Source organism: Domibacillus aminovorans, assembly GCF_001643235.1.
GTDB classification, from domain to species: Bacteria; Bacillota; Bacilli; order Bacillales; family Domibacillaceae; genus Domibacillus; species Domibacillus aminovorans.
Window position 1 is genome coordinate 49631 of the sequence record NZ_LQWY01000014.1, and the last position, 20510, is coordinate 70140.

The following is a 20510-nucleotide window of genomic DNA, read 5'->3' on the forward strand; positions in this document are numbered from 1 at the left end:
CCTTTTTCAACATTAAAAAAAGACCACTTTATTGTGATCTGTTGATACTGTATATTCATTTACCATGCGTTCGTACTCCTGTCCGTAAACCGTGACAGACAAACCGCTCAATCCCGTTTCGCTTTTATACGTCCGTTCAAGCACGTCCAGCTTTTCTTTCACCACTTCCTGTGGTTTTAAAGTGGCCAGATGAATCGATAAATAACGGGTGAGTTTTTCTTTGTATACGTCTGCCTGGTATTTTTCCAGCAATTCAAGCCCGTCCACTTCCAATGATGCATCCGCAATAATAAGATTAAGCTGTGCATCCGGTACGGCCGCAAGATGGGAAACAGTCCCTTTCACGTTCTCAATCGTTGTATAAGGTGCGGACATGCTTACACCTCCTCGGACACAAGGGCATTTTTAACATCGTCCGAGCCGATTTCCTGCGCTTTTCGCTGCTTCTTAGGTTGATCTGCTTTCACGATTTCAATTTCCTTGCTGTCGATCAAGCTTTGATTATTCGGGTATTTAGCAGCTTGAAGAAATGCTTTTGCATCATCAGGGCTTAAACGAGTTAAACCCGGAAACAGCACGGCACCGATATGATGGACACTGTTCCCTTTGTTTTGTACGAGCATGATCTCACCTCCTTCATTCCACCTCGTGACGGATAGAACCAACTAGCCGACCTGTGTCAACAAGCGGATTTGATGATCCTTTACGTTCGGTGGTCATGCTGCTGTTTGCCGGATCGCGCAGATCGCGCAGTTTCTTTTGGATCAAACCGGCCATTTCAAGACCGATCATATCGGCGAATATGTCTGGATTAAGGTTTCCGTCCAGGACATCAGGCATCAATGATTCCATTTTATCAGCTATATCATCCGCGTTTTCATCATATCCACTGCGAAGAAAAGAACGTTCTGGAATGACAATTTCGGTTGTTTCCTTTTTCAAAGGGAACCCTTGATACGCAAACCATGCCCGCATTTTATCCGTCACTTGAATTTTCGTTCCGTATTCATGGACGCGGGCAATCGTTACCATTTCAGCATCATCCGAACCAAAGACACCCACTTTGATTTTTTTGTTATTTAACGCTGCTAGATTATCCGCTAACGCATCCAGCTCGCTCAAACTTCTGATCGTTCTTCTCGATCTAGCCATCTTTCATCACCTCATCAGGTGGCTTTTAAACGTTCTTTTTTCCGCCAGTGTCACGCTTACTCACTGACTAAAACAGCAAGCAATTCTTCCTTATCCATTTTGCTGTACCCTTCAATACCTTGCTGTTTCGCAAGCTTTTTCAGGTCCGGAACGCCCATCTCTGTTATTGACTTAGGTTCCTCTGCATCATGCTCGAATCCCGCTTCGGTTAATAAATCAATGGCCCGCTGATCATCCGTTTCGTATTCCCCGTTTTCGAAGGTACAAAGGGCTTTATCGTTGTCTTTATCCCATACAATGCCATGGCCGTAGAATTTCATGATTTCACCTCATTTAATTTTTTAGTTAGTTTTTCATTAATCCTGTATCGCGCAGTTTCTGAAGAAGGCTGTTGATTTGTGTATTCAAACCAGCAACATCTACAGCAGTGCTGTTCGCTTGCGCTGGCATCTGAATCACTTCTTTCAAAACCGGATCTACACGGTTGTCATTTTGAATTTTCCCCACCAGAATTCCTCCTTTTTATGAAGATTAAAAGAGAGAAGAGCACCTTCTCCCTTGTCATCAAGAAACCGCTAGGCCTGTAATGCTTCCATGAAGGAACGATGGACCGTGATCTAGTCCGATTTCACCGTAGATGTGCCCATCTTCAGCTGCACCGCTCTTAGCAAGCTCTTCATAGAAGAGAACACCTTTGTCCGGAACAGGCTGGAAGACAGGTGCTACATACGCCAAATCAAAAACACCGATAGAATTGGCTGGAACAAATCGATCCCACACAATCCCGATTTTGGCAAAGTCGGTTTCAATTTGTTGAATGTTCACGCCGCCCACGTTACGATCTTGCGGAGCATAACCATAAATATCGCTGATGATTTGTTTGTTGTACGCATTCACAAATAATACCGGATCGGAGAACATTGCTCCGTTTGTCGCCATTGTACGAAGCAATTGTTGGATTAACGATTTGCTTAATGTCGCACCCGCTGCGGCAATGGTATTGCCCGTGGAACAAAGTTCAAACATCCCACGTGTTTTATCCGCATCGGTAACTGTTGCACCTGCAGCATATTGACCATTGAGGAAGGTATGTTCTGCATCACGCGCAATTTTCGTTAACGCACGTGCGATTTGGAAATCCTTCTCGCTCGCCGTATTGCCGCGTGCACCCGCTGTATTCAATCCGCTCAAGCGGCCAGAATTGGACATTTTGCGGTACGTCACAGACACTTTTTCCTGGAAAATTTGCGTAATATTCTTTTCTTGTGAACGAGCGTAAGTTTTAGCAGCAGGAGCCGTAGTGGACGCTTGTTCTGAAATTGCCGGTTGCGCCGGTGTTGGATAATCATAAAGGCTGGCAGTTGAAAATTCTTTGTTAGTTGTTTCAAGCCCACCCCCTGTTAATCCGCCAATCATGGTTAGAAAAGGTGTTGTTTCTGCATCCGCTGTGAATAATTCACCTGAATAGTTAGGGAGATTAAAAGAGTTTCCTTGTCCTGTAATGACTGTCATGATTCATTACCTCCTATTTTTTGTTTAATTGATGGATTTTGTTTTTAAGTGCAACCGCAGTCGCCAAATCCTTACGTTTTAATGCGTCTTGACGCTCAGATTCAAGCTGCTCGATCTCACTTAGGTTTTGCTTGCCGCCAATAAGCGGCTTCTTGCCTTTCAAAATCTCATTGACTTCCTTCTGTACCGCTTCTTGGTGAATTTCTTTATAAATCTTGATATTTTCATAGGTTTTTTCAGCGTCTTCACCGATCAAGAAAGGTGCGAGACGATCATCCAAGCTCTCATTCGTCAATGCCTTTTCTGTTTCAAGAAACAGTCTTTCATGCTGGAACGCCTTGCGATCTTCTTCAAGAGCATCCTTCTCTTTTTGAAGTTGGGCTTTTTCTTTCTCGCTCTCGAATTTTGCCCGCTCGTCAGCTGTGAGTTTTGCCAGCTCTTCCGCTTCCTTGCGCTCGATTTTGATCTTTTCTTCCATTTCCTTACGCAATGATTCTTCACGCTTTTTAATCGCTTCCGTGACCCGTTTATCCGTTTCACTTTGCAGGCGTTTCTGCAGCTCTTCTTCCGTCAGTGTAATAGTTGACGGCGATTTCCCCTGTTGTTGCTGGTTGTCTTCATCCCCCACAGCGGGTTGCTGATTGTCTTCGTCCACCACAGCGGTAGACTGATTGCCCCCACCTTGCTCATCTTCATCAGCAAAGAACTGAATGTCTAAACGGAGCGGCAATGATGGTTTATAGAAAAAAGGCAGTTTTGTTTCAGGTTGATGGTTAATCATAAATAGTTCCTCCTTGCCCATTACAGTTGCATTGCCCCTGCAATGTTCAATATTTTAGTTCATGCTGTTCTTTTACGCCTACAGACATGAAAAAAGGCAATAAAAAAAAGACTATCCTTATCGGTAGCCCGTATTTCTATCTATAATCTCTTTTAGCGCTTTTCTTGTATCAAACGGCGTATCAACTACAACTGATTTTTACGATACTTAGCCATTTTTTAGTCGCTCCTTCTTCCACTGTTCAAGCGGCATGTCTTTTAATTCGGCATGTTGCGGCTTCTCGATCTTTTCAATGGAATACGTGAGGAAACAACGGTCATTAATGTCGTCCGCCGCCTTATTCATCATGCCAGGGCCTTTCCCTTTGCCACCCGCTTTGCTGGTGAATTCCTGGTCAATCGGAATTGTTTTTCCGTTCAAGTCTTGATGAGCATCTCGCACGCGTTCATCTCCCACGCTGTTCCATGTTTTTTTCATTCGCACGCCATTTTTATGAGCATGTTCCGTGCTATCATGTTTTGAACTTTCCTGAAGGCGATGCCCTTCCGTCCGCACAATCCGCATAGTTTTAGTGGCGCTCATTTCCATCTGATTTTGAATAGCCTTTGCCATCGTGTGGTACGTCTGCCCTTCATGCAAGCCGCTCGTCACAACTTGACGGAGTTTTAAAATGACCTCATTCCGCTGTGCTTGCAGCCGCTCATTCAGCGTTAAGCCAGTAAAGTTATGTTGAATAGCATTCTCCAACACTTCTACCTGAACAGCACTAAACGCCAGTTTCGTCAGCGTTTCGGTTTCAAGAATCCAAGCAGATGTATAATAACCCTCTGTATATAAGTCTTTTAGGTGCTTTATAAGAGTGGGGCCAACCTTTTTATTAAGCACAACGATATGGTCAATCAGCCCTTGCTCGAACTTCTTTAAACGGTTGTGTTTGGTCATGACATCAAAGGTGAGCTTTCCATCCTCTTCATATTGCTTATACTGCGTCTCTAAAAGTGCGTGAATCTCTTGCAAGGTGATCATGTACTCAGTAATGAGTACCTTTTCTGTTATCCCTGTGAGCTTTATCAGCTTTTCAGTAAGCTTTTTATACCGTTCCTGCATCATTACTTACCACTTCCTTCTGTTCAGAAGAGGCTACAGGATTGACGTTTAAGCGAATATACTCCGCTTCCTGCTGTTCAATCTTTTCCGCTTCATCGGCTGGATCTTCTATGATGCTAACTTTTGAGCGGACCGTGTCTTTGCTGAGGATGCCAGCCCCAACCAATTTAATCATTTCATCCACACTTAAATCTGCTTTTGGCAAGTTAGCAGAGAATGCCGGCACAATGGAACGCCAGTCATACGCATGACCCTGGATATTTAAAATGTTCGTAATCAAGCATATGCGCCGCTGCAAGCCTTGTTTGAACCAGCGTTCTTTCATCGCACGGTTATCCTCAAATGCTTTTAATTTATATTTCATTGACTCACCCGTTTGATTACCACCGAATGAATCATCGGATAAATCCGGCGTACCAGATATGCGGTGAATGTCACTTACCAATCGGCTTTTCAAGTTTTCTTTCCATGTATCATTAATGTCTTTAATGAGCCATTTTACTTCACCATCGCCATCGACTTTCATTGAACGGTGCTCCTTCATTAATTGGATATCTTCCGCATCCGGTGACAGTCCTTTAAAGACCAGATAGGCATCGTTAGAATAGTTTGATTCGTTAATATCATCGGATTGCAGAAGGTTATAGGCATCGTTCAAGGTAATAATGTCTTCAAAATCTCCCTTGCCGTCTTCTTCCTTATTCCAATACACATTAATCGGCACTTCCTGAAAGTAATGGTCTTCTTCGTTTTTAAGTTGGTATCCTTCATCTGTACCAATGTAATGAGAAATAGTATCCGACGTGTATACAAATGCCTGCGTCGTTTCTTTATCATCAAGAATGTCTTTATTTCTGAAATAGCGGATGGCCAGCACCAATTTCTTTTCCACGGAGCGGTCGTACGCCAAAATGACATTTTGTTCGGTTAAATCCAATTCACAAAAGCGGATTTCTAATTCGTTGTTTAATCCTGTCGTCGTATACAGGATTTCAACTCCTTTGCCATAAATACTCGTAGATTGTGCGAGAGCGGCGTTTACCTGCTGTTCATCATTTAGGTCGAATATCTCCTGTATCTGCTCCATATAAGCAGCCTCTTGCTCTTGGGAGATGCTGTAACTCACAGGCTTCCCGGTAAAATAACCGATACTCAAGTCCGTAATGTACTGACAAAAATTTGTGACGATTTTATTATTCGGCTTCGTTTCATCCTCGAATTTCCGCTTTAAAATGTCGTGTTCTCCGTCATAATACTGACGAAGCTTTAATTCTCGCTTTGTATCGTGCTTTTCAATTAGCTTCTGAATCAATTCAGGCGTTACTTCTATATCTTCATCCAATCGAAACATGGATTCACCACCTTATAAGCCCAATTTTGCTTTGTTGAAGCTGTGGACCCCATTGCCTTTTAAGTCCGAGACTTCGTAACCATCAAGCGCATACCAGATGGCTGAGAATGTATGAGGATCGATGTTAAATTCATCCTTAATAATTTCATCCAATTTATTTTTCTTATATGTGAGCGGCTTTAATTCCGCAATTGTATTCGTACATTGATCAGAGCAAATGATTTGCTTGAACCGCTTCACTTTTTTTGTATTTGCCAAGCGGGAACCACCGAATTTCTTCGCTCCCCTTATATTGAAGCCGTTTTGTTTAAAAAATTGGATTGTTTTCGGTTCTGCACTGTCCCCTCGAATCAATTCTTTTGTTTCTTTGAATTCAGCCAGATCTTCAGCGGTCCGGTCATCCGTCATTTTATTTTTGTAATATTCCCAGTAGATATAAAGAATCTTTTTATCATGATCGATTGCCAAACGAACCAACGCATTGTAAGAATCTTCAAAGCCAAAGTCCATTCCCACCCGCTTAATTGGTGAACGAATATTGCTGATCGCCTTCATAACAGCGTCGTGCGGCTGTACTTCAAATTGTGGCAGCACCTTCACGCCGTTCACGCCAAATTGACCTTTTCGGGCAATTCGATAAAGGTCTGGATCGTATTCTTTTAATTCATCTAATTGGGAAACATAGCTTTCTGGCAAAAACAAATTATCTTCCGCTGTGGAATGGTGATAGTACGTGTCGTTTGTCACAACTGTTCTTTTATCATATAAATCCGCGTCATCTAGTATCAAGCGGTTGTTTAATTCATCTTTAAAGAAATGTTTATACGACCAATTATCTTCCCCTACTGGATTTGTAGAAAGAATCATATGCAGCTTCAATGTCGGATGCCGGAGCCGCCCGAGTAATTCTTTAAAGCCTGAATATTTCACTTCAGAACACTCTTCGATCCAGACGATAGAGATGTTATTAATAGACTTTAATTTGGCTGGCTTATCCATTCCTTTAAAGATGATCTTGCTGCCATTTGGGAAGCGGATTTGCATGGGAGATGTCATGCATTTAATTCGACCATCAAGCCCCAAATCAATCACTAGCTCTTCCAGTAATGAATATGTGGAATCCCGGTGTGTATCGTACACTTCACGGACAACAAGAGCAGTCCGTTTTTCTTCCAAAAGCTTCAGGATGATCTTTAACGCTACGTGATAACTCTTGCTGGAACCATAGCCCCCGACAAGGAATTGAAATTTTGTTGACCAGTCAAACAGAAAATCTTCGAAGCGCGGATTCACTTCTTTTTCAACTGCCATCATAACGATTCACCTTTTCGTTTAATAATGACTTCGATCGGCTTATCACCATCTGAGTTACTGATTTTATCCAGTTCTGCTTTTGTTTTATCGATACCTATTTGCATCTGCTCCAGCTTCAAACGCCGTTCATCTTCATCATGAGCAAGTTCTAGGAATTGTTTCGTTAAATTTCTGAATTCTGCCATAGCTCTCGTCTGGGCTTTGATGTAAGATTCATAGCGCTCATAAGCAAATGATACTTTGAAGGATTCACTGCTACTACCATCGCCCCAGCTACTCCCGCTCTCTTCTTTCAAATGATCATTTTCATCCTCAACTACCATAATCTTCTGCATTCGAACTATTGCAGAAAATTTCACTTGAATCTGGAACCATAGATATTCAGGTATCTCCATATCTTTTGATGCTTCCATGATTTCTACCTGTTCAGCGTGAAGGAACTTGCTGAAAAGACCATGCTTTGTTTGAAAGCTGTTGTGATCCGGAAATTTATGAGATGGATTCGGGTTGCCGCTTCTATTCCGCTGTTCCTTACGCTTTTTCAGGATTGCATCCTTCTTATTAGATGCAACCTTTTTATTGATGGTTGCACCCTTTTCCGTTAGATCCCTTGACCATCCTTCACGGCTCTTTCGACTCTTTAATGTGCCGAGCTTTATATCATGCTTTTCTGCTAATGAAGCCAGCGTGATTTTTGTGGTTTCCCACTCTGTTCTAATTTCATTCCAGTTCGCCACGTCACACCACCACCACCTCCACTGTTTTTTGTTTTGAAGCATAGAAAAACTACTTGAAACTATTGGCATATGCCCAACGTATTATATTTAATCCAATAAGAAAGGAGGAAGCAAAATGGCTGGGAATGCTGGGAATCATCGCGATGGCGCTGTCAAAGGAAGAAGTCAGTTTAAAGGTCCAAATGGGAATTACATTAAACGTGATACCACAACGGGAAAATTCATGGATCAAAAGACAACAGACGGTAAGTTCAAGGGCGTACGTAAAGAAAAGTAAGTAGATTCACAAGCATCTATCAAGGGGTTGATAGATGCTTGTGTTTATTTATGAATTGCAAATCGTTATCCTTTAATACTTGATGCAGCACAATACCGAACCGCTCCACCATTTCTTCTTCGTGATTATCGTATCCTGCTTCATTCAGAATGGCATGTACTAATTCATGAATAAAAATCTGTTCCTTTCGATCCTTACTTGCATCTTTGCGGACTTGAATTTCCGCTTCTCGATGAAAACAGCCACCGCTGTAATTTAGATTGCCATTGATTTCAACAACATCTTTTTCGATTACTTTATATTCAATCCCGACTACTTTCACTTTGTTTGGCAGCATTCGCTTTCCACCCCTCTGTTTTTATGTACGAAAAAGAGCCACTCGGATTTGAGTGACTCAATTTGTTTTGTCCGTTGTCCTACTTTTTATCAACCATCTCATATATATAGCAGCTATACGACAAAAACGACGATGTTTATTTTAAAGTATAGAAAAAAGCATCCACCAGTATTAGTGAGTGATCCCTTCATTTTGAGACGTTTGTACATATGAGATTTATAAACTAAAAATTTATTCAGTAATTGTAAAGTGTGCTGCTAAAGTTGTAGTCAACTTATAATCGTTTACGTTGTTGAATGATTGTACCACTCGATATTGACCAGCTCTAAGCGGTGATTCATAGAGACCGTCATTAAATGAGATAGACTCTTGATGCTTTTCTCCAGTTTTCAACGTATATATGATTCCTGGAAAAGCTAAACCTTCGTTAAACGGCACTTTATGCCACGAACCATCTTTCATTTCTTCTATTTCGAATTCTGGGCCAAAGTATTGATTCACTGGGTTATTGCTTGTAATTATCAGTTTAGGTGTTTCTGATTTGCTATAGATTTCCTTGTCCAGCGACATAGTTATACCTTTAGCAGAAGACGGAAGTTCGCCAGATGGATCTGGAGCTGGTTCTGGAATTGCTTTATTAACTTCAAAAATTCTATGAATCATCAACGCCAATTCGCCTCTTGTCAAAGGATCGTGAACACCGAATTTTGTGGCTGTTTTCCCTTGTACGATACCAGCATCTAAAAGCAAGTGGACGGGTTTTACATATCGACCAGTTACATCTGAGAACTTATCTGATTTATCCAATTCCCAGTTAGGAGAAACATCATTCCATCGAGCAGGGACATCTTCATACTCCCCTGTTGGTTCAACTGTCAATGATTCTTCAAACGCTCTTGAAAGGAGGATTGCCGCCTCTCCTCTTTTCATCGTGTCATTAGATCCAAATAGAGTCTGGCTTTTACCATTTATAATTCCTGCATCGTAAAGAGCGGATACTGTTCGAACTGCACGTTGAGGAAGATCTCTGAACGGTGCTTTTTTAGGATTCTGATTGAGTCCTTCAATACCATAGTTCCCCACGATCATCGCCGCATCCACCCGTTTAAGTGGCTGAGAGACACCAAACTTAGTTTCACTTACGCCTTGAGCAATGCCATTAATCCACATGAACCAAACAGCGGATGCATACCTCGTGCCGTTTGCGTCTTGGAACGGTGAGAACCCTTCTCCAGTGTCTAATGGTGGCAACTCTGTCGGCTGTGGTTGTTCCTCTGCAAGTGCTGATGGAATAGTTGAAGCGAATAGCGCTCCTGTTATTGTCACAGCTGCAATAATACGTTTGAACTTTTTCATAAATTTCTCTCCCTTACTTCCAATTGGAAATATATTCATTAATTAATATAGTATAACAGAACTAGAAGGGGATTAATTATAGAAGGAGATTAATTATAAAAGAAGATTAATTATAAAAGAAGGAAAAAATTCCGCAAAACAATAGCTTATACTTTTTATATTTGGAGAAGGAGCCTATTCTCTTTGTTTTATTTTTTCCTTCTCACATATACATCATCTGTACGACACAAATTACGTATCTTTCTTTCTCCAAACCAAATCTGCCATGTTCATCTGTCTTTCCGAGTTATAGATCAAATCGAATTCGTGTTTCTTATAAAACTTTTCCAATCTTTCAATGTGATCTTCGTCAATCCTAGATATCCATCCTTCAATAACCTTAAATTTGTTATCAATCGCATATTCTTTTAGGCAGTTTAAAAGTAAAGAGCCATATCCCTTATTTATAATTTCCCCAAATACCCCAATGTCAGCTAAAATTAACTTACCATTCTCATCTTGGTATGCGTGCAAATGAGCTCTCTCTATACTAACTCTTTCTTCTGGTATTATTAATGCTTTAAAAAGAATAAAATCAGGGTCCATATCGTCTCTATTAAAGATTATTACTGTATCTTCCTCTCTCTTAACGATTTTCCTAATATGGTTTCCTGATGTTTTAAGATCATTTATTTGAAATTTAACCTCTTCTTGCCTTGATCTTCTACGTATTGTTTTTTCTGTATCTTCTGAACTAAATAATCTATAAATTTCGTCAAACAAAAAAACCACCCTTTATTCCTGATGTTTTATACCTATAAATATAAGTCAGACTCCTTTAAGAAACAAGAAAAAGGCTGCCGTTTTTTCTATCTTCAATCTTACGTTCCGCCCGTTCTAAATACGTCTGAACGGACGATTTCGTGATACCAAGCAATTCAGCTGTGTAATCAAACGATACTCCCTCTGCCCTAACCAACGTAAATACATCTTTTTCTCTCACTGTTAAATCTCCAAGCACGTCATCAAGTAGCCATTGTTCATCCGCTGTGATCTTTCGTTCTTCCATAACCGCACGATTCGGCACAACCGCTTCAATTAACTTCGGATCCAAAGTATATGCACCTGTTCGATCTGCCCCACGTCTTGCATCAGGATTCCGGCCGGACACCATCCACTGAATGGCAAACTCTGTTTCGCTGATCATACTGTTGATGAGTGTCTTATCTTGCAAATCAAGCTCTGTTAATTCGGCTTTCGATTCAATAGCTGTTTTCATTTCTCTCAATGACCGCAATGATTGTTTGTATTCATAAATGAGTGTCCGCATATCCATCCTCCTTATTTTTGTCTAAATGCCCCGCCTTTTGCTCGTCCGTACCGTGCCCGACCCATACCCATGATTTCTTTCCAATCTCGTTCAGACAGATTCTCCTGCTTCTTCTGCAGCGGCTTTTCTTTCTTCCGTTCTCTTTTCACTTCCTGATGGTCCTTCTTCCATTGTTTCAGTTGCTCTTTCAACGATGGATTCATCATGAACACTCCTTTGGTTGCAAAAATAGGTGTGGAATTGTAGATTGGTTGCAACGACATAGGTGATTAAAAAAACAAAAAAGGACACCAAACAGCACACGAATTTTCGTGTCTGTTCAGTGTCCTTCAGTGGGCTGAGAGAACAATTATTTAATTTAAATCTTGATAAACCTGTTTGTTTAAAGCGGCTAAAACCACATTTTGTTCAAAAAGCCCGTCGATATGTTGATCAAAAAAGTTTTTCCCTCGGATTAATTCTCTGAAATTTTGTCCATCATCGTAATAATTCACATTATAAAAAAGTAAATATAGTTCATAGGTAGATAGTTGCGCTCTAAAAATGCCTCTATAATTTCTTTTTTCTTCCTTACTCAATTGGCTCTCTTCAATAAACTTAATGATCCTGTACATATTTCTAAAATAATGACCTAATAGATATTCGTGTTCACTTAGAAAAGATGTTACAAAAGCATTAACGCTTTGCTCATTACGATAGTTTTCTAAAAAAATATTTCTCTCCACTTTTTGACCGTTTATAACTCCATCGCCGTTATCATATTTTTTAAAAATGTCCCTCCTAACCTCTCCTACAAAATAATTCCAAAAAAACATAAAGGCAGATCTCGAACTTTTCTGGCGATATTCCATTTCTTTTACAATGCTATTGTGTAAATCTATCATTTTAAAAAAAGTGGAATCAAACTGTTGTTTTATAAGTGTCTGATTTGAAAGTTCATGTTGTAGGCGTGTTTTCTCTAACTCTTCATTAGTCATCCGCAGTTCTTCTCTCTGAAAAGCTAATTCTTGACTTTGAATTCTAATTGCATGAATGACGAAGAAAATACTTGCCAAAGATAAAAAACCTATTGTAGATCCTCCAAAGAAATCTCCTACTGCACCCAAACTTTTAAACGTAGCGATAGAAGCGGATTCTCCCGAGGAAACAAATATTATAATTGGCATAGCAATTGCAGAGAAAATCGCTCCAAAACCCGCATATAACCATATCTTTCTGACATCCTTGTCTTGTAATTCTTTGTTATCATCCATCAAAACTCTTCTCCTTCTTCCCGCCTCATCCGCTTCACCTTACCCTGGTGCGTGACGATCTTGTATTCCCCATGCGGCGGCAGCTCTCTGATCTTCACCTTACCTTCACAGATCACCACTACACACGCTTTCGGTATTTCCATTATATCCAATTCTAGTCGCATAGTACTAGTATCTATCACAATATCTTGTAATTTCACCATTATTTCCTCCCTTTCTCCATAAAAAGGGACACCAAGCTCTAAAGTAGGTATAAACCTACTCTAAAGTTTGATGTCCGTCGGTTTTTCCGTTGGGACGTTGGTTAATTTAATTCCCTTTAAATTAATTTTCTTATGAAGTGGCTATGAATAATTGCTGGAAAAAGACGTCCATTTCTTCTACTGGTACTGGCTTTGCATAAAAATAACCCTGTGCTTCATGGCAATTCATTTCTTTTAAAAAGATAGCCTGTTCGATCGTTTCCACACCTTCGGCAATAACATTCATTTCCAAGTTTTTAGCGAGTGTAATAATCATTGCTATAATAGCTTTATTCTTATCATCCCATGTTCGGACAAATGTCTGGTCAATTTTAAGCCGATTAACCGGAAAATGACGGAGCGAACTAAGTGAGCTATAGCCTGTCCCAAAATCGTCCACACTGACATGAATAGATAAGTCTTTTAACTTTTGCAACACAGAATGGAAAAATTCACCTTCAAGTGTCATGCTTTCGGTTATTTCAAGGTCCAGCCAATCAGGAGATAAACCGGTTTGTTCAAGCACTTCCTTCACTGTATCGACAAAATGAGGCTGTGAGAACTGTCGCGCAGAGACATTGACACTGATTCGGATGGGTGGAAACCCGTTATCCTGCCACTTTTTATTTTGACGGCAGGCTGTTTGCAGCACCCAATGGCCAATCGGCACAATTAAGCCAGTTTCTTCAGCCAGTGGGATAAAGTCAACGGGCGAGATCATACCAATTTTTGGATGTTTCCAACGGATTAATGCTTCCACTCCTATCATATGGCCCGAATGAATATCAAATTGGGGCTGATAATGTAATTGAAATTGGCCACATTCCAATGCTTTGTGCAATTCCCGCTCAAGCATCATTTTCTTCGCAGCTTTTTCTTCGAGCTCTTTTGTGAAAAATTGAAAATTATTTTTGCCGTTTTCTTTCGCTAGGTACATGGCTGCATCGGCATGTTTAATCAGTGTTTCACTGTCCTGTCCGTCATCCGGGTACACGCTAATACCTATACTTGCTGTCATGAAAATCTCTTTTTCATCAATGATCATTCGTTTCTCTATATGACGCATTATGCGTGCTACTATTCTATCTACCTCTTTCCAGTATATATTTGGCAGTAAAACGATAAATTCATCTCCCCCAATACGCGCAACCATATCACCCGTGCGGAGGGCTTTTTGAATCCGTTTTGAGACCGATTTCAATACTTGATCGCCCATATTGTGGCCCATTGTATCATTAATATTTTTAATGCGGTCCAGATCAATGTATACCACTGCACATGGATAATGGGGGCTCAAAGAGTCAAAGATTTTCATATTTTCTTGAAACAAACGGCGATTTGGCAGACCTGTCAGGTAATCGTAATATGCCACTTGATAGATCGCTTTTTCTGCTTTTTTTCGCTCTGTAATATCGGTGGCTGTCCCGACTACCTCAACAATTTGGCCGTCTTCAAGGATAGGAGATAGGTAAATTAGAAGCGTATGTTTGAAAATTTGCACTTCAAAGTCAACAGTTTTTCCCTGATAAGCTCTTGCGAAATAGGCTTTTGTTCTTTCAACTACTTTTGCTGGAAAAAGATCATCCAGCTTCTTCTCTTGCACAAAACTTGTGGTATAGCCTAAAGACTCCAATATTTTCCCTTCAAGCAAGGTCAACTGAAATTCTCCCTCATCAGTCTGCTTATATTTAAAGACGGCATTTTGCAAGTTTTTCACAGTTTGCTGGAAATCATTTTTCAAAGCCGATTTCAATTGTTCTTCTACTTTTTTCCGATCGGTAATATCACTTCGGATTGAAACAAACTGATACGGAGAGCCCTGATCATTGAGAAATGGAACAATCGTTGTATTCACCCAATAAAATGACCCATCTTTTGCCCGGTTTTTGATATCCCCTCTCCAAATCTTCCCTCGCTTGATCGTTTTCCACATATGCTGAAAAAAAGAGGCGGGATGAAAGCCCGAATTGATGAGGCGGTGCGTTCGTCCAAGGATCTCATTTCGTTCATATTGGGAAATTTCACAAAAACGATCATTGACATACGTGATAATCCCTTTTTCATCTGTAATCACTAAAATAGAAGATTGATCGAGTGCATATTGAATATCATATAAATCCTTCATTACACGTTCATAGTCAAGAGGGAAGGTCTCTTCGTGACGAGCCGTTTTTAAGTAAAACGCGCTGTACAATTTATCCATTTGCTGATACTTCCTCCATGCGACTAAGGTGTTTGTCAAAGTCGTCTAAAAGAAGGATAGATCTACTATTTATTTCGCGTTCAAGCAGATAGATGAAAGTGGAGTCTAACTTTAACCTTACTGCATCCCTATGTGCTTTAAGCAAATCTTCATCCGACATATCCCAATTCTCTCTAGTGCCCTCTTTCACCTTCAACGATAAAAAAGCCCGTTTTTCTGTTATATTATCAATTCGTTGCAAACTCCATACCCCCATTTACGAGGCAGCCCAGCCATCATCGCCACTTGACCTAAGACCTGTAGCTTTGCGTCCTAACCTTTCAATTAGTTTGCCTTTATCTGAAATTTCATTTTACTTTACAATAACAAAGAACTAGATATTAAGATACTCCAAAATGTATAAATATGTTTAAATTATATGAAATTTTTAACTCTTGAGCATATGTTGTTTTCCAAATAAGTTTCCTTCAATCAAGCCGGATTTAAACCCCCCGGCTTTTTATGCTGTAATATGTTCGAACTGTGAAGTGAAAAATTATGGTATACTAACACCAAAAATAGGAAAGGCAGGGATTAATATGATGAATACTGGAGATATGATATTTCAACTAGTCTTCCTTATTTTTATATTGGTGATATTTTTTGCTGTGTTTTTTCTTGTTCGTTCACTCATTACTAAACAGCCAAGCAAGTCAGATAGTATCGAACAAAAGCTTGATAGAATAATTGATTTACTTGAAAAGGATAAGAATGAGTAAGCTTTTTTATCCTTTTTGACATTAATCCTTGCCGCACAGTCTGGGTCTACTGTTGATCAAATTTTCCGTTTCTGTGTAGTCTCCAGACGGTCCACCTTGCCGCCCATCGTAATCCGGGGGCTCATGCGGAATCAGCTGACCGTCCTTCACCACATACATTGTTGCAGCTGCTCTTTCAAACTTGGTTTCATCACGAACACTCCTTTAACTTGCTGGTAACTTGCGTATGAAAACTAGAAATGCAAACAAAAAAGAGCACCAAACAAACGCAACTTGTGCGTTCATTCAGTGCCCTCGGTTTTTCCGTTAGGCTAAAGTATTCAGTTCACCTTATGTTCGTACTGTGTAGTAATTTTTAACCAATATTAGATAAAACGGCGTCGATAGGAATGTCCAAAAAAGGCATTCTTTTATTTAGGCTTTCAACATTCACATTTATGAGTAAATAGCTTACTTAACCAACGTGTGCTTCTCCATATTAGTGCAACATGGATTCTTCCCTTTTTGTTGCATTCATTTGTTTATCACTCATTTTTAATTCATACATATTAGAATCAGCTTTAGCCATCAATTCTTTTAAACTGACAGCATCTGAAGGATATGTCGCTTTACCTATTGAAACGGATATGTCGCTTTTTTGCTGCCAGTCCTCCCTTTTTATCTCGTTTTTAAATTGATTTATTTTATTTATTACTAATTTTTCATCAGAAAATGTGGAAAGTATGAGGAATTCATCTCCACCCCACCTAGCGATAATATCTTTTTGTCCAAAAGATTTGCATAAAATTTTTGATAGTTGCTCAAGTACTTGATCTCCGTAGTCATGTCCATAATTGTCGTTTATTTCTTTAAATCCATTAACATCTAACACCAATATAGCGATATTTAACTTTCTTTTATTAACATATGTCATTACTCGAGGGAACTTATCCAATACATAGCGTCTGTTATATAATCCTGTTAGAGTGTCTCTCATAGATAAATGCACATATTTATCATAATGTTTTCCAAGGTACCAAGCTATAACTAATGGAATAAGCGCTGGTATCGGAAGTGGATGAGGCGCTCGTCCAAAGTGCATTATCACCATTCCCCTAATGAACAAAAGAAGGACGGCAACAAATACGACACTTATAATCCTCCCTTTATAGCTCAATGCGTTATCAACTTTTAATCCCACTTATGTTCTCCTACTTCTATTTCTATAAAGTGTTAATATTTAATCACATGTGTTGATCATAAATAACCTCCCTTAAACGAACAATATATTGTAAATATGTCCAAGCATTTACAATTTAGTAACTCTTATGAAACAGAATACCATGTTCCCAAGCTTGGTTCAAAAGTTTGAACGTACTGCTCATTTAACTGATTGAATTTTCACAGTTTTTATTGTTGTTGCATATATTAAAAACAAATAGGAGCCCTTTCTCCCTCCTATTCAGAAGCCTTTTCTATTTCTTTTCGAGCAACTATTCCCGGGAAAGAATAGTTGCTTTTCGTCGTATTGTTAATCAAATTTCATTAAAGTATCTTTCTGTCACATTCTTTCTAAAAACCAATCTCAACCCTTTGATTGTTCCGAAATAAATAATTTCTTTGCGGCCGCGAATTTGCTTGTTGGCGTATCCTTTGGCACACATATCTTCCCACTCATCATTAAATGCGTTGCAATGATAGTAGTTTCTATATGGTTTTCTTGAATAATCTAATCCGAAAGCATGTTTCAATTTGCCGATTTGATAGCCTGTTAATTCATCGGACAAACCATTCACCACCTTTTTCCTCAGTCTGTTCGTACCGTCGATTAATCAATTAAGTCGAAAAGATTAGGTTGCATTTCTAATAACTCGAAATCACGCCCGGCATCCAAACTGTTCCAACCATATTCGTTTAGGTCGGTGCCTATAGAATAAGCAATAACAAACCCTTTTTTGGTTCATCGTCGTGCTTAATCCAAAGAACAGGAGAACCATTTTCCTTCCCTTTTCCTACAATAGTTCCAGTGATACGTCCAAATGAACCATCTGCTTTTAAACGATCGCCTTTTTTAAGATTAATAGCTTGTTGGTATGTGAGCATGTCGTCACCTCTCTTTAACAGTTTGTGTCTACTGTTCATTAAATTTTTCTTTTCGTATTATCTTCAAGACGATCTACTCTGCCGCCGACCATAACAATAACGGTTGAACCATAGTCAGGCAGCGTATGAGGAATCAATTTGCCGTCCTTCACCACATACATTGTTTTATCATTCATTAAATCGATTTCAGCTGTCATTTTTTCATAATCAATCTTCATAGCGCAGGACGCCCCCAGTCTGTTAAAATAGAATTGCGAGTAATATTTTAAAGGCCGGGGACTTTTCCTGGCTTTTTTTGCATCATTTTCTTTTTATTGGTTAAACTGCTTTCAAACGGAACATTTTGCTATGGTGATTCCTATGTTTTAAAGCCGGGGCAAACCTGGCTTTTTTTGGTGTAAACTTTTGATTAACGGGTATATTGTTTTTGTATGACGTTCCCTCGTCATATGCACCCTGCAAATACAACTCTTTTACGGTCAGGTCTTGGCCTTGCTGTTTTTTTATTTAAAACTCGACTTCCACTTTGATTTTCATCGAGATCTCTTCTGCCATCCGCATCGCTCTTTGTCCCTAGTAACTCAATTCCTCCTTACTCCTGCTGTTTTTTAATGCAGTACCCCTTGCTTACTATAATCCATATCTTTTAAAACAAATTTAAAATCTCACCTGTGTTGTTTGTCCGTTTCAAAGTTACTAGGGGATGCATTTACTAGAGTAAACAAGGAGGTGTTTTTTTTGAGATGTCGTCCCATTAGACCAATAATCTGTCCCCCAAAGTGTGTATTTCATGATTCCTACATTCAACGCGAGGTTCCTGTTATTCACCCAATCGTGAATGTTAATCGGCAACATATTGTTAACGTTCCTCGTCATATTTACCAGCCTGTGACAAGAAATGTCGTCGTAGATCCAGGTTATATGGATCCATCACAATGTCACATGCATCCATCACAAAATTACATGAATCCAGCACAAAATAACATGAGCCCTGCACAAAATAACATGGATCCATCACATGGCTGCAATCGTTGCAGATAACACTTTTTGATTTTTATAGAACCATTCCTACAAGATTCGGCTCTATTTTTTCATACTATATTTAAAAGGTGGTGATAGTTATGAGTTCCCAAAATTGTAATGATTCTGGTTCTGGATCTGGATCTGGATCAGGCTTTGCGCTAGTTGTTGTCTTGTTCATTCTGTTAATCATCATTGGAGCATCTTACGTGGGTGGCGGATACGGTGGTGGCGGCGGATGCTGCTAGGTACCAAACCATTATCCATAAGACCCTTTTGAATTAAATGCATTATTGCGCGACTGTATGAAGTAACTACAGTCGCTTTTTAAATTCAATATTTGTGAACGGTTTGCGCATCCTGCAACATCCTTTCTCTTAACTCAAAGAACCATTCCTTATCTGCAGTTATGATTGCTAAATCGATTAGGTCTTGATAGTCCTCTTTTGACAGCGTATTATTTAATACTGCTGTCTTGTTTTGTTCATAAATTCTGGACTCTGGCTTCATCCAAACCAGCATATCATTCACGCGTTTGGCTACTCTCGTCACGTAAACTTGCCCATTTGAGTAAGGAAGCCCAGTAATGTAACCGAGAGCAGTTTCCTCTCCGACTTTGCAGAATACCCAATCTCCAATGTTCATCACGCCACCCCTTTTAGCAATTTTACTTATACCAGGAATCATTTATATACCAAGCACGGTGCCACTGTTCTGCAGAGACGATTTCATCATGATCATTAGCATTAACCATCACACAATAGATCTTCGCGTTATCCGGCCCTTCAAAGCCTTCAGCATCATCCAGTTCAATATTTGTCACTTTCAAATGATTTTCAGCGTAACCATTGCTGAACATATCACCTTTGCAAATGATCCAACCACTCGTTTCTAGTTCTTCAATTTGTTTCATCAAGTTCACCCTCTCTTAAAGTAAGCTGAGCTGTTCGATAAACTGCGGTGATTCTTCTCTATCGAATATTGCTACCCCTGGAATCTGTTCTATTGTGATTTCTTCCGACTCGATAACCAGCGAATTTTCAGCGAACCGAAAATTCTCAAACCAATGTACAGGCAGGCTGCCCAATAGTCCTTTTAGTTCTGGATTAGGATAGTAATCTATATGGCTACCAGATCCTCGAGCAATGACATAATATTCTTTATCACATGGATCTTTTGACACTTCCCAGCACCATATGAGCTTTGCAACATATACTTCATTGAATTAACTTTAACAAGGAGGATTTTTAATGCAATTGGATCAAATGTTAAAAGATCTTTTAGCAAAAGCAAACTTATATGGACTGCTGGCAAAAAAATACGAATACGTGGATCCTCAAAAGTACATGCATTATTATCAAAAGTACTTTTATTACGTAACGAAGGTTGAACAACATTACATGATACTTGAAGGGTGTAATCGTGCCCCCAAAATGATGCCTGAAGAAGAGAACAATGCTCCACAAACAATGCCTAGAGGAGAGAACACTGCTCCACAAACGATGCCTGAGAGAGAGAACATTGCTCCACAAACAATGCCTAGAAGAGAGAATAGTGCTCCGCAAACAATGCCTAGAGGAGAGAACATTGCTCCACAAACAATGCCTAGAAGAGAGAACACTGCTCCACAAACAATGCCTAGAGGAGGGAACTTTGCTGCACAAACGATTCCTATATAAGAGAACAATGCCCAACAAACAGGTCCTAAAAGCGAAAAAA

At 39.7% G+C, this 20510-nt stretch carries 31 protein-coding genes and 1 riboswitch; of the genes, 4 read left to right on the forward strand and 27 right to left on the reverse strand.

Features of this window, described 5'->3' with window-relative positions; translation table 11 throughout:
- Positions 1 to 12: 12 nt before the first annotated feature.
- The 11 genes from AWH49_RS06875 to AWH49_RS06920 form a co-directional block, all read right to left on the reverse strand.
- Entirely contained in the window at positions 13 to 375 is a 363-nt protein-coding gene (locus AWH49_RS06875) for a DUF4054 domain-containing protein (protein ID WP_063965105.1), read from the reverse strand.
- 2 nt (positions 376 to 377) lie between these two features.
- Positions 378 to 623 (reverse strand): hypothetical protein, encoded by a 246-nt coding sequence (locus AWH49_RS06880; protein ID WP_063965106.1) that lies wholly within the window; start codon positions 621 to 623, stop codon positions 378 to 380.
- A 13-nt stretch (positions 624 to 636) separates the two neighbouring features.
- Positions 637 to 1152, reverse strand: a complete 516-nt coding sequence (locus AWH49_RS06885; RefSeq protein WP_063965107.1) for a hypothetical protein — start codon at positions 1150 to 1152, stop codon at positions 637 to 639.
- Between the two features lie 56 nt (positions 1153 to 1208).
- Entirely contained in the window at positions 1209 to 1472 is a 264-nt protein-coding gene (locus tag AWH49_RS06890) for a Rho termination factor N-terminal domain-containing protein (protein ID WP_063965108.1), read from the reverse strand.
- A 25-nt stretch (positions 1473 to 1497) separates the two neighbouring features.
- On the reverse strand, positions 1498 to 1659 hold the full coding sequence (locus tag AWH49_RS19920) for a hypothetical protein (protein ID WP_157723679.1): 162 nt from the start codon (positions 1657 to 1659) through the stop codon (positions 1498 to 1500).
- Positions 1660 to 1716: 57 nt separating this feature from the next.
- Positions 1717 to 2664 carry an SU10 major capsid protein gene (locus tag AWH49_RS06895; RefSeq protein WP_063965109.1) on the reverse strand — a complete coding sequence of 316 codons (948 nt, stop codon included), beginning with the start codon at positions 2662 to 2664 and terminating at the stop codon, positions 1717 to 1719.
- A gap of 13 nt (positions 2665 to 2677) precedes the next feature.
- Positions 2678 to 3445 (reverse strand): DUF4355 domain-containing protein, encoded by a 768-nt coding sequence (locus tag AWH49_RS06900; RefSeq protein WP_063965110.1) that lies wholly within the window; start codon positions 3443 to 3445, stop codon positions 2678 to 2680.
- A 207-nt stretch (positions 3446 to 3652) separates the two neighbouring features.
- Complete coding sequence (locus AWH49_RS06905) at positions 3653 to 4555, reverse strand: phage minor head protein (protein WP_063965111.1); 903 nt, start codon at positions 4553 to 4555, stop codon at positions 3653 to 3655.
- Positions 4536 to 5903 (reverse strand): phage portal protein, encoded by a 1368-nt coding sequence (locus AWH49_RS06910; protein ID WP_063965112.1) that lies wholly within the window; start codon positions 5901 to 5903, stop codon positions 4536 to 4538. The genes AWH49_RS06905 and AWH49_RS06910 overlap by 20 nt, the downstream gene beginning before the upstream one ends.
- 12 nt (positions 5904 to 5915) lie before the next feature.
- Positions 5916 to 7214: a PBSX family phage terminase large subunit gene (locus tag AWH49_RS06915; protein WP_063965134.1), complete on the reverse strand. Its 1299-nt coding sequence runs from the start codon at positions 7212 to 7214 to the stop codon at positions 5916 to 5918.
- Positions 7214 to 7954 (reverse strand): hypothetical protein, encoded by a 741-nt coding sequence (locus AWH49_RS06920; RefSeq protein WP_082862705.1) that lies wholly within the window; start codon positions 7952 to 7954, stop codon positions 7214 to 7216. Before AWH49_RS06920 ends, AWH49_RS06915 begins: the two co-directional genes overlap by 1 nt.
- 115 nt (positions 7955 to 8069) lie before the next feature.
- On the opposite strand from AWH49_RS06920, the gene AWH49_RS20305 reads away from it, so the two are divergent.
- On the forward strand, positions 8070 to 8231 hold the full coding sequence (locus tag AWH49_RS20305; protein ID WP_169815979.1) for a hypothetical protein: 162 nt from the start codon (positions 8070 to 8072) through the stop codon (positions 8229 to 8231).
- Between the two features lie 19 nt (positions 8232 to 8250).
- Here the strand turns inward: AWH49_RS20305 and AWH49_RS06925 are convergent, their stop codons facing one another.
- From AWH49_RS06925 to sda, 9 genes are all read right to left on the reverse strand, one after another.
- On the reverse strand, positions 8251 to 8568 hold the full coding sequence (locus tag AWH49_RS06925; RefSeq protein ID WP_063965114.1) for a hypothetical protein: 318 nt from the start codon (positions 8566 to 8568) through the stop codon (positions 8251 to 8253).
- A 231-nt stretch (positions 8569 to 8799) separates the two neighbouring features.
- The gene (locus tag AWH49_RS06930) at positions 8800 to 9924 is read right to left on the reverse strand and encodes an S-layer homology domain-containing protein (protein WP_063965115.1); all 1125 of its coding nucleotides are present in this window, start codon (positions 9922 to 9924) and stop codon (positions 8800 to 8802) included.
- Positions 9925 to 10155: 231 nt separating this feature from the next.
- A complete protein-coding gene (locus AWH49_RS06935; protein WP_063965116.1) occupies positions 10156 to 10686 on the reverse strand; it encodes an N-acetyltransferase in 531 nt (176 codons plus the stop codon).
- Between the two features lie 55 nt (positions 10687 to 10741).
- Positions 10742 to 11233: a sigma factor-like helix-turn-helix DNA-binding protein gene (locus AWH49_RS06940; protein ID WP_063965117.1), complete on the reverse strand. Its 492-nt coding sequence runs from the start codon at positions 11231 to 11233 to the stop codon at positions 10742 to 10744.
- Positions 11234 to 11244: 11 nt separating this feature from the next.
- Positions 11245 to 11436 (reverse strand): hypothetical protein, encoded by a 192-nt coding sequence (locus AWH49_RS06945; protein WP_063965118.1) that lies wholly within the window; start codon positions 11434 to 11436, stop codon positions 11245 to 11247.
- 150 nt (positions 11437 to 11586) lie between these two features.
- A complete protein-coding gene (locus tag AWH49_RS06950) occupies positions 11587 to 12486 on the reverse strand; it encodes a putative phage abortive infection protein (RefSeq protein WP_063965119.1) in 900 nt (299 codons plus the stop codon).
- On the reverse strand, positions 12486 to 12686 hold the full coding sequence (locus tag AWH49_RS06955) for an XtrA/YqaO family protein (protein WP_063965135.1): 201 nt from the start codon (positions 12684 to 12686) through the stop codon (positions 12486 to 12488). The genes AWH49_RS06950 and AWH49_RS06955 overlap by 1 nt, the downstream gene beginning before the upstream one ends.
- 133 nt (positions 12687 to 12819) lie before the next feature.
- Entirely contained in the window at positions 12820 to 14931 is a 2112-nt protein-coding gene (locus AWH49_RS06960; RefSeq protein ID WP_063965120.1) for a sensor domain-containing protein, read from the reverse strand.
- A complete protein-coding gene (sda, locus tag AWH49_RS06965) occupies positions 14924 to 15172 on the reverse strand; it encodes a sporulation histidine kinase inhibitor Sda (protein ID WP_063965121.1) in 249 nt (82 codons plus the stop codon). Before sda ends, AWH49_RS06960 begins: the two co-directional genes overlap by 8 nt.
- An 18-nt stretch (positions 15173 to 15190) precedes the next feature.
- A riboswitch (cyclic di-GMP riboswitch) is annotated at positions 15191 to 15275 on the reverse strand.
- 234 nt (positions 15276 to 15509) lie between these two features.
- On the opposite strand from sda, the gene AWH49_RS06970 reads away from it, so the two are divergent.
- The gene (locus AWH49_RS06970; protein WP_063965122.1) at positions 15510 to 15689 is read left to right on the forward strand and encodes a DUF4083 family protein; all 180 of its coding nucleotides are present in this window, start codon (positions 15510 to 15512) and stop codon (positions 15687 to 15689) included.
- Positions 15690 to 16167: 478 nt separating this feature from the next.
- Here the strand turns inward: AWH49_RS06970 and AWH49_RS06975 are convergent, their stop codons facing one another.
- The 4 genes from AWH49_RS06975 to AWH49_RS06990 form a co-directional block, all read right to left on the reverse strand.
- Positions 16168 to 16869 carry a GGDEF domain-containing protein gene (locus tag AWH49_RS06975; protein ID WP_063965123.1) on the reverse strand — a complete coding sequence of 234 codons (702 nt, stop codon included), beginning with the start codon at positions 16867 to 16869 and terminating at the stop codon, positions 16168 to 16170.
- 334 nt (positions 16870 to 17203) lie between these two features.
- Positions 17204 to 17464 (reverse strand): hypothetical protein, encoded by a 261-nt coding sequence (locus tag AWH49_RS06980; protein WP_211268382.1) that lies wholly within the window; start codon positions 17462 to 17464, stop codon positions 17204 to 17206.
- Between the two features lie 130 nt (positions 17465 to 17594).
- Positions 17595 to 17771, reverse strand: a complete 177-nt coding sequence (locus AWH49_RS06985; protein WP_157723680.1) for a hypothetical protein — start codon at positions 17769 to 17771, stop codon at positions 17595 to 17597.
- A 38-nt stretch (positions 17772 to 17809) separates the two neighbouring features.
- Positions 17810 to 17989, reverse strand: coding sequence for a hypothetical protein (locus AWH49_RS06990; RefSeq protein WP_063965126.1), 180 nt, complete (start codon positions 17987 to 17989; stop codon positions 17810 to 17812).
- Positions 17990 to 18892: 903 nt separating this feature from the next.
- Here AWH49_RS06990 and AWH49_RS19020 point away from each other — a divergent pair.
- Positions 18893 to 19039, forward strand: coding sequence for a YjcZ family sporulation protein (locus tag AWH49_RS19020; protein WP_082862702.1), 147 nt, complete (start codon positions 18893 to 18895; stop codon positions 19037 to 19039).
- Between the two features lie 85 nt (positions 19040 to 19124).
- Here the strand turns inward: AWH49_RS19020 and AWH49_RS06995 are convergent, their stop codons facing one another.
- From AWH49_RS06995 to AWH49_RS07005, 3 genes are read right to left on the reverse strand one after another with little or no spacing between them, the layout of a single operon-like run.
- Positions 19125 to 19436 carry a hypothetical protein gene (locus AWH49_RS06995; protein WP_063965127.1) on the reverse strand — a complete coding sequence of 104 codons (312 nt, stop codon included), beginning with the start codon at positions 19434 to 19436 and terminating at the stop codon, positions 19125 to 19127.
- Positions 19437 to 19458: 22 nt separating this feature from the next.
- Complete coding sequence (locus AWH49_RS07000; RefSeq protein ID WP_063965128.1) at positions 19459 to 19704, reverse strand: hypothetical protein; 246 nt, start codon at positions 19702 to 19704, stop codon at positions 19459 to 19461.
- Between the two features lie 15 nt (positions 19705 to 19719).
- Positions 19720 to 19974 (reverse strand): hypothetical protein, encoded by a 255-nt coding sequence (locus AWH49_RS07005; protein WP_063965129.1) that lies wholly within the window; start codon positions 19972 to 19974, stop codon positions 19720 to 19722.
- Between the two features lie 67 nt (positions 19975 to 20041).
- On the opposite strand from AWH49_RS07005, the gene AWH49_RS07010 reads away from it, so the two are divergent.
- On the forward strand, positions 20042 to 20470 hold the full coding sequence (locus tag AWH49_RS07010) for a hypothetical protein (RefSeq protein WP_063965130.1): 429 nt from the start codon (positions 20042 to 20044) through the stop codon (positions 20468 to 20470).
- Positions 20471 to 20510: the final 40 nt, after the last annotated feature.